Raw genomic sequence first — 13,004 nt, 5'->3', positions numbered from 1 at the left:
TCAACCCCCTGTGACCGGCGGGAAGAAGGCCACTTCATCCCCATCGGCCAGCGGGTGGGTCAACTCCACCAGCGTCTGATTCACGGCGGCCAGCAGTTTGCCTTCATCCAGCGCCAGCGCCCAGCGGTCGCTTTGCGCCGCCAGATGCGCACGCAGGGCGGCGACGTTTTCGAAAGAGCCGTCCAGCGTCAGGCTGTCGGTATTAACCAGCTCACGGACCTGGGCAAAAAAGAGCACCTTAATCATGGATTCCCACCTTAAAATCACCGGATTTGCCGCCGCTTTTTGCCAGCAGACGCACCGGGCCAATCACCATATCTTTCTGCACCGCTTTACACATGTCGTAGATGGTCAGCGCCGCCACGGAGGCTGCCGTTAACGCCTCCATCTCCACACCGGTTTTCCCGGTTAAGCGGCACAGGGACTCGATACGCACGCGGTTATGCTCCGGCTGCGCCTGCAAATTTACCTCCACTTTGCTAAGCATCAGCGGATGGCAGAGCGGGATGAGGTCCCAGGTGCGTTTAGCGGCCTGAATACCGGCGATGCGGGCGGTGGCAAACACATCACCCTTGTGATGGCTACCGTCGATAATCATCGCCAGCGTCTCCGGCAGCATGGTGACGAACGCTTCAGCACGCGCCTCGCGCACCGTTTCGGCTTTGGCGGAGACATCCACCATATGCGCTTCGCCAGCGGCGTTTATGTGGGTCAGTTGTGACATAGCTTATTTCTTTAAATGGGGATGGAAATTACACGGACGGGTACGGGCATCCAGCTGCGGGGCAATAATGTTTTCCCACGCGGTGCGGCAGGCTTTGGTCGAGCCCGGCATGGCGAAGATCAGCGTCTTGTTCGCTACCCCCGCGACGGCACGGGACTGGAGCGTAGAGGTGCCAATCTCTTCAAATGAGAGCATGCGGAACACTTCGCCGAAGCCTTCTACTTCGCGATCGAACAGCGGAAGCAGCGCTTCCGGCGCCTGGTCGCCTGCGGTAAAGCCGGTGCCGCCAGTGATCAGTACAACCTGGACGTCATCACTCGCAATCCACTGTGAAACCTGAGCGCGAATGGCGTAACGGTTCTCTTTGACGATCGCTTTATCAACAATCTGGTGCCCGGCTTCGTGTGCCGCCTCGCGCAGCCAGTGGCCGGAGGTATCATCCTCTTCACCACGACGTTCGGAAACGGTAAGAATAGCAATGCGTGTCGGGATAAATTCCGCGCTTACCTGACTCATCTTCTGGTTCCTTCTAAAGCCTGATTACCCGCCGATATAGGACAGGTTCTGAGTAATGCCGGTGTTGCCCTGATGCAGGAAATGGGTCTGCTTTTTGTGCGTCAGCGCCTCGGAAATGCGTGCTTCAAGCGCGTCCTGTTGGGCGTCGTCTTCCAGCAAATCGCGCAGATCGACGCCGCCATCCCCGAACAGGCAGAGGTGCAGCTTGCCAACAGAGGAGACGCGCAGGCGGTTGCAGCTGGCACAGAAGTCTTTTTCATAGGGCATGATCAGGCCGATTTCGCCTTCATAATCCGGATGACAAAAGACCTGCGCCGGGCCATCGCTGCGCTGGCGGATCTGGTGGATCCAGCCGCGTTTCAGCAGTTCGTCACGCAGGACCATGCCGGAGATGTGATGGCGACGGAACAGCTCGCTGCCCTCCCCGGTCTCCATCAGCTCAATAAAACGCAGTTGAATGCGGCGCGGTTTGATCCACGCCAGAAAGGTGTCCAGCTGATGGTGGTTCACATCACGCATCAACACGGTATTGACTTTGACCTTGTCGAAACCGGCGGTGAACGCGGCATCGATGCCGTCCATTACCTGCTGGAACTTATCCTGGCCGGTAATGGCGTGGAACTGACGGGCGTCCAGGCTATCGACGCTGACGTTGATCGCCGTCAGCCCCGCATCGCGCCAGTTCGCCACGTCACGCGCCATGCGGTAACCGTTGGTGGTCACCGCTATCTGGCGGATACGTTCGTTTTCACGCACGGCGGCAATGATGTCAGGGAAATCACGGCGCAGGGAGGGCTCTCCCCCGGTAAGACGCACTTTTTCCGTACCGAGTTCAGAGAACGCGCGCGTGACGCGGCGTACTTCTTCCACGGAGAGAAAGCCATTATTGGTGACGCTGCCCGGCTTGTAGCCATCGGGCAGGCAGTAGGTGCAACGGAAGTTACACACGTCGGTAATCGACAAACGTAAGTAGAAAAACTTACGCGCGAAAGCATCAGTAAGTTGTGAAGCCATGTACACCTTTCCAGATCGGGAGGCACAGTCATTTCTTTCTGTACCCTGGTGGCAAATCCGCCACGGCCAGGGCGCCATATCTCTCGACACAGGCGCCAGGGCTAGAGTGTATGTTTTCAGTTTTGAAAACGTGGTTATGGCGATAGTAGCGTGGAAATCGCCACTTCGCCATTGTCGCTTTTCGCTATATAAATTTATACATAACGATGTTATCGTGCATTTTCACTACAGAATACGCAAAAACAGCGCTTTCGCATTGATATACGTCATTATGGTTTGTGAGAGGCATCGTCTTTTAGGAGTAGTTGCGTTACTGTGACGCAAGCTTAACAGGATAAGGAATAGGTATGCGCAATCGCACTTTTGCGGATCTGGACCGCGTGGTCGCTCTTGGAGGAGGTCACGGTCTGGGACGGGTTATGTCGTCGTTATCGTCACTGGGCTCACGCCTGACGGGCATCGTGACAACAACGGACAACGGCGGCTCAACCGGGCGGATCCGACGTGCTGAAGGCGGGATAGCCTGGGGTGATATGCGCAACTGCCTCAACCAGCTCATCACTGAGCCAAGCGTGGCCTCGGCGATGTTTGAGTACCGTTTTGGGGGAAATGGCGAACTTTCAGGCCATAACCTTGGAAATCTGATGTTAAAGGCGCTGGATCACCTGAGCGTGCGCCCTCTGGAAGCGATCAATTTAATTCGTAACCTGCTAAAAGTGGATGCGTTCCTGATCCCGATGTCCGAACAGCCGGTAGATTTGATGGCGATCGATGCTGACGATCACGAAGTGTATGGTGAAGTGAATATCGACCAGCTTCTCCTTCCGCCAAAAGAGCTGATGACCTACCCCAGCGTACCCGCAACGCGTGAAGCGGTTGAAGCGATTGGCGAGGCCGATCTGATCCTGATTGGGCCGGGGAGTTTTTATACCAGCCTGATGCCGATCCTGCTGGTGAAAGAGCTGGCGCAGGCGCTGCGCAGAACGCCTGCGCCCATGGTCTATATCGGTAATTTAGGCCGCGAACTCAGTCCGGCCGCGGCAAGCCTGTCGCTGGCGGATAAGCTGGACCTGATGGAACAGTATGTTGGTAAGAAAATTATCGATGGTGTCGTGGTCGGGCCAAAAGTAGATGTGTCGGGGATTGGCGATCGCGTGGTGGTGCAGGAGCCGCTGGAAGCCAGCGATATTAAATATCGCCACGACCGCCATCTGCTGCGCGAGGCGCTGGAGAAGGCGATTCAGGCATTAGGTTAGGTTCGTTTTGTGCGGCCTGATGCCCTCACCCCGGCCCTCTCCCACAGGGCTGAGGGATCCCCACAAATTAATGCGAGCACTGAGCAATCCCCTCGCCCCTCCGGGGAGAGGGTTAGGGTGAGGGGAACATACGGCGGTGGTGGTCATTCCGTTCACTTTATGTACCTTGCTACTCTGTAACGACATGACCGGTGAACGTGCCAGGGTGGCTCAGTCGCCACCACCCTGGCGACCCGGGCTCCCGGCGGTAAATCGCCGCTTCGCGGTGCCCTCGGCTTATTCCTTCCGGCTTATCGGGTACGGGCGGAGGCAACGTCCCTGTAAAGCCGCCCTCTCGGCGCATCCCTGCGCCTCGCCCCGGCCGGAAGGCAAACGCCTCAGCGATTTACAGCCGGACCAGGGCATCGCTGACAGCCCTCAGTCATTTAGAAAGCAACTTTATTGCTTCTGCATAAAAAAATTACTGGGGATCCCTCAGCCCACAGGGAGAGGGAGAAAACCCCACCGGGCAAAAAACTACGATGCCGCAATAAACAGATCCCGCAGCTGATGCAGCTGATCGCGGATTTGCGCAGCCTCTTCGAACTCCAGATTCTGCGCGTGCTGCATCATCTGCCCTTCCAGCTCGTGGATCTTTTGCTGCAACGCTTTCGGGGTCAGCGCGACGGTATCCTCTTCCACCACTGAACGGGCCTTGCCGCGCCCTTTCGCTTTGGTCTTCGCAATGTTCTGACCCAGCGCCAGGATATCCACCACTTTCTTGTTCAGCCCCTGCGGCGTGATGCCGTGCTCTTCGTTATAGCGCTGCTGCTTCTCGCGACGACGTTCCGTTTCGCCAATCGCTTTGGCCATCGAAGGGGTGATTTTATCCCCGTACAGAATCGCCTTCCCGTTGACGTTACGCGCGGCACGGCCAATGGTCTGGATCAGCGAGCGCTCGGAACGCAGGAAGCCCTCTTTGTCCGCGTCCAGAATCGCCACCAGCGACACTTCCGGCATATCCAGACCTTCTCGCAGAAGGTTGATACCCACCAACACGTCGAACTCGCCCAGGCGCAGGTCGCGGATGATCTCCATACGCTCCACGGTATCAATATCCGAGTGCAGATACCGCACCTTCTCGCCGTGTTCTTCCAGATACTCCGTCAAATCCTCCGCCATACGTTTGGTGAGCGTGGTCACCAGTACACGCTCGTTGATGGCGGAACGGGCACGTATTTCCGAGAGCAGATCGTCCACCTGCGTCGCCACCGGACGCACCTCGATAATCGGATCCAGCAGCCCGGTCGGACGCACAACCTGGTCCACCACGTCATCACCGGATTTCTCCAGCTCGTAGTTGCCCGGCGTCGCCGATACGTAGATGGTCTGCGGAGCAAGCGCCTCAAATTCTTCAAACTTCATCGGACGGTTGTCCAGCGCTGACGGCAGTCGGAATCCGTACTCCACCAGCGTCTCTTTACGCGCGCGGTCACCGCGGTACATCCCGCCGATCTGGGGGATCGTAACGTGGGATTCGTCGATCACCAGCAGGCCGTCCGCCGGAAGGTAGTCAAACAGCGTCGGCGGCGCTTCGCCCGGCCCGCGTCCGGAGAGGTAGCGCGAGTAGTTTTCGATGCCGGAGCAGTAACCCAGCTCGTTCATCATCTCCAGATCGAACTGGGTACGCTGGCTCAGGCGCTGCTCTTCCAGCAGCTTGTTGTTCGCCAGCAGCACCTTGCGGCGGTCTGCCAGCTCAATTTTAATCTCTTCCATCGCCTGTACGATACGCTCGCGTGGCGTCACGTAGTGCGTTTTCGGGTAGATGGTGAAGCGCTGGATCACCGACTCCACATGACCGGTCAGCGGGTCGAACAGCGACAGGCGTTCAACCTCTTCATCGAACAGCTCCACGCGCAGCGCCATGTCGTCCGATTCCGCCGGGAAGATATCAATCACCTCACCACGTACGCGGAAGGTCCCGCGCTGGAACGCCTGATCGTTACGGGTGTACTGCAGCTCCGCCAGACGGCGCAAAATCGCCCGCTGATCGATGATCATCCCCTGCGTCAGGTGCAGCATCATCTTGAGATAGAGATCCGGATCGCCCAGGCCGTAGATCGCCGACACCGAGGCCACCACCACCACATCACGACGCTCCAGCAGCGCCTTGGTCGCCGACAAACGCATCTGCTCGATATGTTCGTTCACCGAGGCATCTTTCTCGATAAACGTGTCGGAGCTGGGAACGTAGGCTTCCGGCTGGTAGTAGTCGTAGTAGGAGACGAAATACTCCACCGCGTTTTCCGGAAAGAACTCTTTCATCTCACCATACAGCTGCGCCGCCAGCGTTTTGTTCGGCGCAAGAACCATCGTAGGACGCTGGAGATCGGCAATGACGTTGGCAATAGTGAAGGTTTTACCCGAACCGGTTACCCCCAGCAGGGTCTGGTGCGCCAGCCCGTCTTCCAGCCCCTCTTCCAGGCGACGAATGGCCTCGGGCTGATCCCCGGAAGGACGGAAAGCAGAATTCAATTTGAACGGTTTACTCATGGGCGACGACCTGATGACAGAATAAGCGGCAGGTGAGTAATTTTACTCGTTGTGGCCAGGATTGCCAGTAAAAAACACTGGATGGAAAACCAGTATCGTGTCAGGATATTTAGCGTAGCGCAGAAAGGATTAGTGCGTTCGCGAGCTAAATTTCAACTGTGACAATATAAAACACCAGCCTCAGGGGGTTATCCCCAGAACTATTACTTTTTTAACATTTGTCAAGGGCGGTTATGAAAGTTTTATGGCAACAGGTGTCGCTGGCGCTGAGGGAATTGCTTTTATCTAATTCGTTAAAAAATATAGACTATTTCCTAAAGCCGCGTTTCGCATCAATTTGGGCGTAACCCGCGTATTCTCTCGCTTATCGCGTGTTTTCTAACTCTAATGCACAAGGTTATCCACAGGAATAGTGGATAACTGCCTCCAGCCCGTACAGCATGCACTCCAGCAAATTCCCGGTTTTTCCCACGAAGCGGCAGTAAAAAATTTTTATCACTCTTTTTTGCCTGGAAAACGTTCATTTTTTCATAAGTAACCGGCGAGATCTTAATCACAATTCCGTCATTTTCCCTGCACCACGATTCGACACGCACGGCACCGGGAGCGTGCAATTCGAACAAACGTTAAGCTTTTAGCAGTGGGTTATTCCTAAAAATGGCTCTTTTTTAATCATTATTTTGTTTCTGGCAGGCGTTTTGCAGATATCAGCCTGAGCATTACCCCACACATTTTTAAGGAGAGAAAGATGTTGAGTCTGCGTGCTGTAAATCAGTTTTACGGAAGCCAACATACGCTATGGAACGTGAATATCGATTTCCCGCAAGGCATCTGTACGGGCATTGTTGGCCTGCCTGGCATGGGTAAATCCACGCTCATGAACTGCATTACCGGAAAGGTGCCCGTTGAGAGCGGCACCATCATATGGCATGAAGCTGGCGCGCCGCCGCGTAATTTGCTCAGCCCTGCGTCAGCATTAACGGCGCCGCCAACGATAGGCTACGTCCCGCAGGATCGGCGGATATTTTCCCAGCTGACCGTCGATGAAAATCTGCATATCGCTATGCGGGCGACGGGGAAATCCGACCCGACATCAAAAAATGACGTGTACGCCCTGTTTCCGGAGCTCTATCCGCTGCGACAGAGCCGTGCCTCTGCGCTGTCCCCCGACGACCAGTATCAGCTGGCCCTCGCCAGTGCGCTGGTTAATCGCCCGCGCGTGTTGATTCTGGATGAGCCCATGTATGGCGCAGGGCAAGGCTTCGCCCGCAGGCTGGGTCAACTGCTGGTACGGTTGAATCGGGAGCTGGGAATGACGGTGCTGTTAGCGGAGCAACAGCTGTCGTTTATCCGCCGGGTAGCGGATCGTTTCTGCATGCTCTATCGCGGGCGTAACGTGGCACAGGGCCACGTTAACGAGCTGGATGACGACCTTATTGCGCACTGGATGGCGCGGGACATAAGGCGCTGAGGTCAAGATAGCGTCCGGTTTCCGCCTGCTCTGCGCCGTCGGCAAGCCACGGGATCTCGCCGAGAAACGGCGCAGGCAGCACCCGCTTCAGCGTCGCCAGATACTCAGCATGACGTTTACCCGGCGCAACCACGTCATTGGCAATCCACCCTGCCAGACGCAACCCGGCCTGCTGCACGGCCTGAGCGGTCAGCATGGCGTGATTGATACAGCCAAGCTTCACGCCAACCACCAGAATGACCGGAAGCTGTTCGGCCTGCACCCAGTCAGCAAATGTCTGCTCGTCGGACAGCGGGGTAAACCAGCCGCCAGCCCCCTCCACCAGCACCCAGTCGGCCTGCGTTTCCAGGTTGCGTAATCCGGAAGAGAGCACCGAAAAATCAATCGAACGATCTTCATCGGCGCTGACGATGTGCGGCGAGGTGGGTTCAGCAAAGGTATAGGGGTTCACCGCAGAATAGGCCAGCGCAAGGCTGCTGTTACGCTGTAGCGCCAGCGCATCAGTATTGCGTAAGCCTTCCGGCGTCATCTCGCTGCCGGAGGCTACGGGCTTATACCCGGCCGTTGTTTTCCCCAGCAGACGCGCCGCCTGCAACAGCGCGGCGCTGGCAACCGTTTTACCGACTTCGGTGTCCGTACCGGTAACAAAATAACGTTCAGTCACGTTCAATAATCCCATGAAAAAGATGATAAGAGAGCGGGAACCGGCCCCGTTCCTGCGGCCAGGCCAGCTCCAGACGCTGGAGCTGGCCGCGGGTAAGGGGTTTCTTCTCCCGACCGGCGTGCAGGTGCGTCGCGCCTATCCCCTTAAGAGAGCGCATGGCGCTTAACGCATCGCTAAATTCGAGGGTGACGGTCTGGACCTCACTGCGATAGCGCCAGCCTGCCAGCGCCTGAGTGACCTGTTCGTGCGAGAGAAACCGGTTGGCGTGCGGCTGCGCATCCACCGCCCTCCACGCCTGATTCAGCTCCGGCAACGAACTTTCCAGCAGGGTGGTAAAGGCCACCGCTCCGCCGGGCCGTGCCACGCGGTAAAGCTCGCGTAGCGCCTGCGACAGGCTGGTGCACCACTGCACCGCCAGATGGCTCCAGACGAGGTCAAACAGCGCATCCTCCAGCGGGATGGCCTCGATATCGGCCACCAGATAACGGTCTGCTGACTGCTGCTGGCGGGCTTCATCCAGCATCTGCGCGGATAAATCCAGCGCCGTGACGTGGCTGCCCGTTGCGCGCCAGTAGCGGCTATTGCCTCCTGGCCCGCAGCCCGCGTCCAGCACCTGCATAAAATGCCCCTCACCGAGCGCGGCCAGCAGCCCGCGCGCGCTCAGGCGTTGCAGCTCATCGTGCTGAGAATAGCTTTGCGCTGCCCGGCCAAACGCGGCGGCAACGGCCTGTTTATTGACGGGAGACATACAGTGCCTCCAGAAGCGTATCGATATCCTGCGGCTCGTGCGCTGCCGTAAGCGTCAGACGCAAGCGCGCGGTGCCTGGCGGCACGGTGGGTGGGCGGATCGCCGTGACCCACTGCCCACGTTCTCGTAGCGCCTGTGCCAGCATCAGCGCCCGATGGTTTTCACCCACAATCACGGGCTGAATGGCGCTGTGCGAGTCGGTAAGCCGGTAAGGCAGTTCGCTTACCCCCCGGCGGAAACGCTGAATATGGTCGGCCAGGCGAGCCCGGCGTTCAGCGCCGTCTTCGCCGCGGATCACCGCAAGCGACGCAGAGAGTGCCACGGCCTGCGCCGGGGGCATGCTGGTGCTGTAGATCAGGTGCCGGGCGAACTGCACCAGGTAGTCGGCCACCGGCTCGCTGCACAACACCGCGGCACCGCTGACGCCGAAGCCTTTGCCGAAGGTGACCACCAGCAGTTCCGGCCTGACGCCCTGCTGATAAGCGCTTCCGCGCCCCTCCTCGCCGGTGACGCCAATGCCGTGGGCATCGTCGACCAGCAGCCATGCGTTTTGCTGTTTTGCGGCGTCGTGCAACGCGGCCAGGGGCGCGCTGTCGCCGTCCATGCTAAATACCCCTTCCGTGACCGCCAGCTGAAGCCCTGAACAGGGTTTACCCAGCAGGACGTTCAGCTGAGAGGCATCGTTATGGGCAAAACGCCGCAGCTGTGCCGGGCTGAGACTGGCGGCTTCAAGCAGGGAGGCGTGGCTCAGGCGGTCCGCGATGATGCGGTCGTCTTTGCCCATCAGGGCGGCAATCACCGCCTGATTCGCGGCAAAACCGGAGATAAACAGTAGCGCCCGCGGGTAGCCCAGCCAGTCGGCCAACGCTTCCTCCAGCGCCTGATGGGCCGTGGTGTAGCCGCTGACGTGCCCGGAGCCACCGCTGCCCACGCCGTAACGATCCGCGCCCTGCTGCCAGGCACGAACGATTTGCGGGTGCTGGCTCAGGCCCAGATAATCGTTGCTGGAGAAATTACAGAACCGCTCTCCTTCCCGGGTGAGAAAACGGCCTGCACCGTTTTCCACTGCCCTGCGTACCCGAAATGCATCCGCCGCCCGCCGCTCGTCGAGCGCGGTTCTGATACGTGCCTGCCAGGTCATACGGCTGCCGCGTTGTAGAACTGGTCAGTGTCGGCGTTGAAAATCTGCTGCTCCAGCTGCTGCTGTTGCTCGTTATCCCCCGCCTGTACCCCGGTCTGGTGTGGGTTCAGCCCCAGCTTGCGGAACAGCTGAACGTCTTTGTCCTCTTCCGGGTTTGGTGTGGTCAGCAGTTTGCAACCGTAGAAGATGGAGTTGGCCCCGGCCATAAAGCACATCGCCTGGGTCTGCTCGCTCATCTGCTCGCGACCGGCAGAGAGGCGAACGTAAGAGGTTGGCATCATGATGCGCGCCACCGCGATGGTGCGGATGAAATCGAAGGCATCCACGTCCTCATTATCCGCCAGCGGCGTACCTTTTACCTTCACCAGCATGTTGATGGGCACGCTTTCCGGAGGGGTCGGCAGGTTCGCCAGCTGTAACAGCAGGCCGGCACGATCTTTTACCGTTTCGCCCAGTCCCACGATCCCGCCGGAACAGACCTTGATCCCCGCATCACGCACTTTATCCAGCGTATCCAGACGCTCCTGATAGGTGCGCGTGGTGATGATGTTGCCGTAGAATTCCGGCGAGGTATCGAGGTTGTGATTGTAGTAATCCAGTCCTGCCGCCGAGAGGCGCTGCGCCTGCTCCTCGTTCAGCGTACCCAGGGTCATGCAGGCTTCAAGCCCCATCTCCTTCACCCCCTTCACCATCTGCTCCAGATAGGGCATGTCGCGGTCATGGGGGTTTTTCCACGCCGCGCCCATGCAGAAGCGGGTTGAGCCAGCGTTTTTGGCCTTGCGCGCTGAGTCGAGCACCTGCTCGACTTCCATCAGGCGCTCGGATTCGAGACCGGTTTTATAGCGCGCGCTTTGCGGGCAATATTTGCAGTCTTCCGGGCAAGCCCCGGTTTTAATCGACAGCAGCGTGCTGACCTGAACATGACGCGGATCGAAGTGCTGGCGGTGCACCTGTTGCGCCTCAAACATCAGCTCCAGGAAAGGTTTGTTGAATAATTCAGTGACTTGCGACATCGTCCAGCGTGCGTGGTGAGCCATCGGGCTTCTCCAAAGGGTTTTGTTAATTGTCGGTTCGGTTTATACTTGTAAACCTAAAACTTTTCAAAATGGTTTACAAGTCGATTATGACCCAGGACGATCTCGCCTTCGACAAGCAGCATATCTGGCACCCTTACACCTCCACGACCCGCCCCCTTCCCGTCTATCCGATAGCCTCGGCCCACGGCTGCGAGCTGCATCTCGCCAGCGGCGAGCGGCTTGTTGACGGGATGTCCTCCTGGTGGGCGGCGATCCATGGCTACAACCACCCGCGTCTGAACGCGGCGATGAAAGCGCAGATTGACCAGATGTCACACGTGATGTTTGGCGGGATCACGCATCAGCCCGCGGTGGATTTATGCCGTCGCCTGGTAGCGATGACGCCTGAATCGCTGGAGTGTGTTTTCCTGGCTGATTCCGGCTCGGTGGCCGTGGAAGTGGCGATGAAAATGGCGTTGCAGTACTGGCATGCGAAGGGCGAAACGCGCCAGCGGTTCCTCACCTTCCGCAACGGCTATCACGGCGACACCTTCGGGGCGATGTCGGTGTGCGATCCGGACAACTCCATGCACAGCCTGTGGAAAGGCTACCTGCCGGAAAACCTGTTTGCGCCAGCCCCGCAGAGCCGCTTCGACGGCGAATGGGACGAGATGGACATGGTGGGCTTCGCGCGGTTGATGGCGGCCCATCGCCACGAGATTGCCGCCGTTATTCTCGAACCGATTGTGCAGGGCGCGGGCGGAATGCGGATGTATCACCCCGAGTGGCTGAAGCGCATTCGGAAGATGTGCGACCGCGAAGGGATTTTGCTGATTGCCGATGAGATCGCCACCGGCTTTGGCCGTACCGGGAAGCTGTTTGCCTGCGAGCATGCGGGGATCGCGCCGGATATTCTGTGCCTGGGGAAAGCGCTCACCGGCGGCACCATGACGCTCTCCGCCACGCTCACCACCCGCCAGGTTGCCGACACCATCAGCGACGGCGACGCGGGCTGCTTTATGCACGGCCCGACGTTTATGGGCAACCCGCTGGCCTGCGCAGTGGCAAGCGAAAGCCTCGCCATTCTGGAGAGCGGCGAGTGGCAGACGCAGGTGGCGGCGATTGAGGCGCAGCTGAAGCAGCAGCTAAGCGCGGCGGCGGAGGCGGAATACGTCGCGGACGTCCGCGTGCTGGGCGCCATCGGGGTGATCGAGACAACGCATCCGGTGAACATGGCCGCGTTGCAGCGCTTCTTCGTTGACCAGGGCGTTTGGGTGCGACCTTTCGGTAAGCTGATTTACCTCATGCCGCCGTACAGCATTTCTCCGGATCAGCTCCACAAGCTGACCGGGGCAGTGGTTAAAGCCGTTAACATATCAGCGCATTTCACGATTTAACCCCATGCGTTACACTTTCTGAATGAGTGAGTAACGAGGGAAATAGGATGAAAATCATCAGTAAAGATTTGCGCGACGGCGAAAAGCTGCCGGAACGTCACGTGTTTAACGGGATGGGTTATCAGGGAGATAATATCTCTCCCCATCTGGCGTGGGACGATGTACCAGCGGGAACCAAAAGTTTTGTCGTGACCTGCTACGATCCAGATGCGCCAACCGGCTCGGGCTGGTGGCACTGGATCGTGGCAAACCTGCCCGCCGACACCCGCGTGCTGCCGCAGGGTTCCGGTTCCGATCTGGTTGCCCTGCCCGACGGTGCGATTCAGACCCGCACGGACTTTGGCAAAGCGGGCTACGGCGGCGCGGCGCCGCCAAAAGGGGAAACGCACCGCTATATCTTCACGGTGCACGCGCTGGATGTGGACAAGATTGAGGTTGACGAAGGGGCGAGCGGGGCAATGGTAGGCTTTAACGTCCATTTCCATTCGCTGGGCAGCGCGTCGATTACGGCGATGTATTCGTAAT

13 protein-coding genes and 1 riboswitch are annotated in these 13,004 nt (G+C 58.4%); of the genes, 4 read left to right on the top strand and 9 right to left on the bottom strand.

What is annotated here, in order from left to right; genetic code table 11:
- From moaD to moaA, 4 genes are all read right to left on the bottom strand, one after another.
- Window positions 1-246, bottom strand: a complete 246-nt coding sequence (gene moaD / locus HWQ15_RS15165) for a molybdopterin synthase sulfur carrier subunit (protein WP_038415713.1) — start codon at window positions 244-246, stop codon at window positions 1-3.
- Window positions 239-724: a cyclic pyranopterin monophosphate synthase MoaC gene (gene moaC / locus HWQ15_RS15160; protein ID WP_063149700.1), complete on the bottom strand. Its 486-nt coding sequence runs from the start codon at window positions 722-724 to the stop codon at window positions 239-241. Before moaC ends, moaD begins: the two co-directional genes overlap by 8 nt.
- 3 nt (window positions 725-727) lie before the next feature.
- Window positions 728-1,240, bottom strand: coding sequence for a molybdenum cofactor biosynthesis protein B (moaB, locus tag HWQ15_RS15155; RefSeq protein ID WP_022647501.1), 513 nt, complete (start codon window positions 1,238-1,240; stop codon window positions 728-730).
- A 24-nt stretch (window positions 1,241-1,264) separates the two neighbouring features.
- Window positions 1,265-2,254 carry a GTP 3',8-cyclase MoaA gene (gene moaA / locus HWQ15_RS15150; RefSeq protein ID WP_022647500.1) on the bottom strand — a complete coding sequence of 330 codons (990 nt, stop codon included), beginning with the start codon at window positions 2,252-2,254 and terminating at the stop codon, window positions 1,265-1,267.
- Window positions 2,242-2,375: riboswitch (molybdenum cofactor riboswitch) on the bottom strand. (Overlaps the previous gene by 13 nt.)
- Before the next feature lie 226 nt (window positions 2,376-2,601).
- Between moaA and yvcK the strand changes: the two genes are divergently transcribed.
- Window positions 2,602-3,510: a uridine diphosphate-N-acetylglucosamine-binding protein YvcK gene (gene yvcK / locus HWQ15_RS15145; protein WP_023299636.1), complete on the top strand. Its 909-nt coding sequence runs from the start codon at window positions 2,602-2,604 to the stop codon at window positions 3,508-3,510.
- A gap of 516 nt (window positions 3,511-4,026) precedes the next feature.
- Here the strand turns inward: yvcK and uvrB are convergent.
- On the bottom strand, window positions 4,027-6,042 hold the full coding sequence (gene uvrB, locus HWQ15_RS15140) for an excinuclease ABC subunit UvrB (protein ID WP_003858519.1): 2,016 nt from the start codon (window positions 6,040-6,042) through the stop codon (window positions 4,027-4,029).
- 748 nt (window positions 6,043-6,790) lie between these two features.
- On the opposite strand from uvrB, the gene HWQ15_RS15135 reads away from it, so the two are divergent.
- Window positions 6,791-7,513: an ABC transporter ATP-binding protein gene (locus HWQ15_RS15135; RefSeq protein WP_023305730.1), complete on the top strand. Its 723-nt coding sequence runs from the start codon at window positions 6,791-6,793 to the stop codon at window positions 7,511-7,513.
- On the opposite strand, the gene bioD is transcribed toward HWQ15_RS15135, so the two are convergent.
- Genes bioD through bioB form a run of 4 tightly spaced genes read right to left on the bottom strand, consistent with a single transcriptional unit; the run spans window position 7,476 to window position 11,103 of the window.
- Window positions 7,476-8,177, bottom strand: a complete 702-nt coding sequence (gene bioD / locus HWQ15_RS15130) for a dethiobiotin synthase (RefSeq protein WP_074143142.1) — start codon at window positions 8,175-8,177, stop codon at window positions 7,476-7,478. The two genes, HWQ15_RS15135 and bioD, sit on opposite strands and share 38 nt — an antisense overlap.
- The gene (bioC, locus tag HWQ15_RS15125) at window positions 8,170-8,925 is read right to left on the bottom strand and encodes a malonyl-ACP O-methyltransferase BioC (RefSeq protein ID WP_063149470.1); all 756 of its coding nucleotides are present in this window, start codon (window positions 8,923-8,925) and stop codon (window positions 8,170-8,172) included. The genes bioD and bioC overlap by 8 nt, the downstream gene beginning before the upstream one ends.
- Window positions 8,909-10,066, bottom strand: a complete 1,158-nt coding sequence (gene bioF, locus HWQ15_RS15120; RefSeq protein ID WP_063149469.1) for an 8-amino-7-oxononanoate synthase — start codon at window positions 10,064-10,066, stop codon at window positions 8,909-8,911. Before bioF ends, bioC begins: the two co-directional genes overlap by 17 nt.
- On the bottom strand, window positions 10,063-11,103 hold the full coding sequence (bioB, locus tag HWQ15_RS15115; RefSeq protein WP_017384942.1) for a biotin synthase BioB: 1,041 nt from the start codon (window positions 11,101-11,103) through the stop codon (window positions 10,063-10,065). Before bioB ends, bioF begins: the two co-directional genes overlap by 4 nt.
- Window positions 11,104-11,171: 68 nt before the next feature.
- On the opposite strand from bioB, the gene bioA reads away from it, so the two are divergent.
- Together bioA and HWQ15_RS15105 are read left to right on the top strand one after the other, a co-directional pair.
- Window positions 11,172-12,479, top strand: coding sequence for an adenosylmethionine--8-amino-7-oxononanoate transaminase (gene bioA, locus HWQ15_RS15110; protein ID WP_063149468.1), 1,308 nt, complete (start codon window positions 11,172-11,174; stop codon window positions 12,477-12,479).
- Window positions 12,480-12,526: 47 nt separating this feature from the next.
- Window positions 12,527-13,003 (top strand): kinase inhibitor, encoded by a 477-nt coding sequence (locus tag HWQ15_RS15105; protein WP_003858531.1) that lies wholly within the window; start codon window positions 12,527-12,529, stop codon window positions 13,001-13,003.
- Window position 13,004 lies beyond the last annotated feature (1 nt).

The organism is Enterobacter sp. DSM 30060, assembly GCF_013375955.1.
Classification (GTDB): Bacteria; Pseudomonadota; Gammaproteobacteria; order Enterobacterales; family Enterobacteriaceae; genus Enterobacter; species Enterobacter intestinihominis.
Note: the sequence above shows the minus strand (reverse complement) of the source record. Positions and strands in the feature narration are given on the sequence as shown.

Bases quoted from the DNA above. Each gene is read 5' to 3' on its own strand.
- moaD (WP_038415713.1), bottom strand. From the start codon at position 246: ATGATTAAGGTGCTCTTTTTTGCCCAGGTCCGTGAGCTGGTTAATACC.
- moaC (WP_063149700.1), bottom strand. From the start codon at position 724: ATGTCACAACTGACCCACATAAACGCCGCTGGCGAAGCGCATATGGTG.
- moaB (WP_022647501.1), bottom strand. From the start codon at position 1,240: ATGAGTCAGGTAAGCGCGGAATTTATCCCGACACGCATTGCTATTCTT.
- moaA (WP_022647500.1), bottom strand. From the start codon at position 2,254: ATGGCTTCACAACTTACTGATGCTTTCGCGCGTAAGTTTTTCTACTTA.
- yvcK (WP_023299636.1), top strand. From the start codon at position 2,602: ATGCGCAATCGCACTTTTGCGGATCTGGACCGCGTGGTCGCTCTTGGA.
- uvrB (WP_003858519.1), bottom strand. From the start codon at position 6,042: ATGAGTAAACCGTTCAAATTGAATTCTGCTTTCCGTCCTTCCGGGGAT.
- HWQ15_RS15135 (WP_023305730.1), top strand. From the start codon at position 6,791: ATGTTGAGTCTGCGTGCTGTAAATCAGTTTTACGGAAGCCAACATACG.
- bioC (WP_063149470.1), bottom strand. From the start codon at position 8,925: ATGTCTCCCGTCAATAAACAGGCCGTTGCCGCCGCGTTTGGCCGGGCA.
- bioF (WP_063149469.1), bottom strand. From the start codon at position 10,066: ATGACCTGGCAGGCACGTATCAGAACCGCGCTCGACGAGCGGCGGGCG.
- bioB (WP_017384942.1), bottom strand. From the start codon at position 11,103: ATGGCTCACCACGCACGCTGGACGATGTCGCAAGTCACTGAATTATTC.
- bioA (WP_063149468.1), top strand. From the start codon at position 11,172: ATGGTTTACAAGTCGATTATGACCCAGGACGATCTCGCCTTCGACAAG.
- HWQ15_RS15105 (WP_003858531.1), top strand. From the start codon at position 12,527: ATGAAAATCATCAGTAAAGATTTGCGCGACGGCGAAAAGCTGCCGGAA.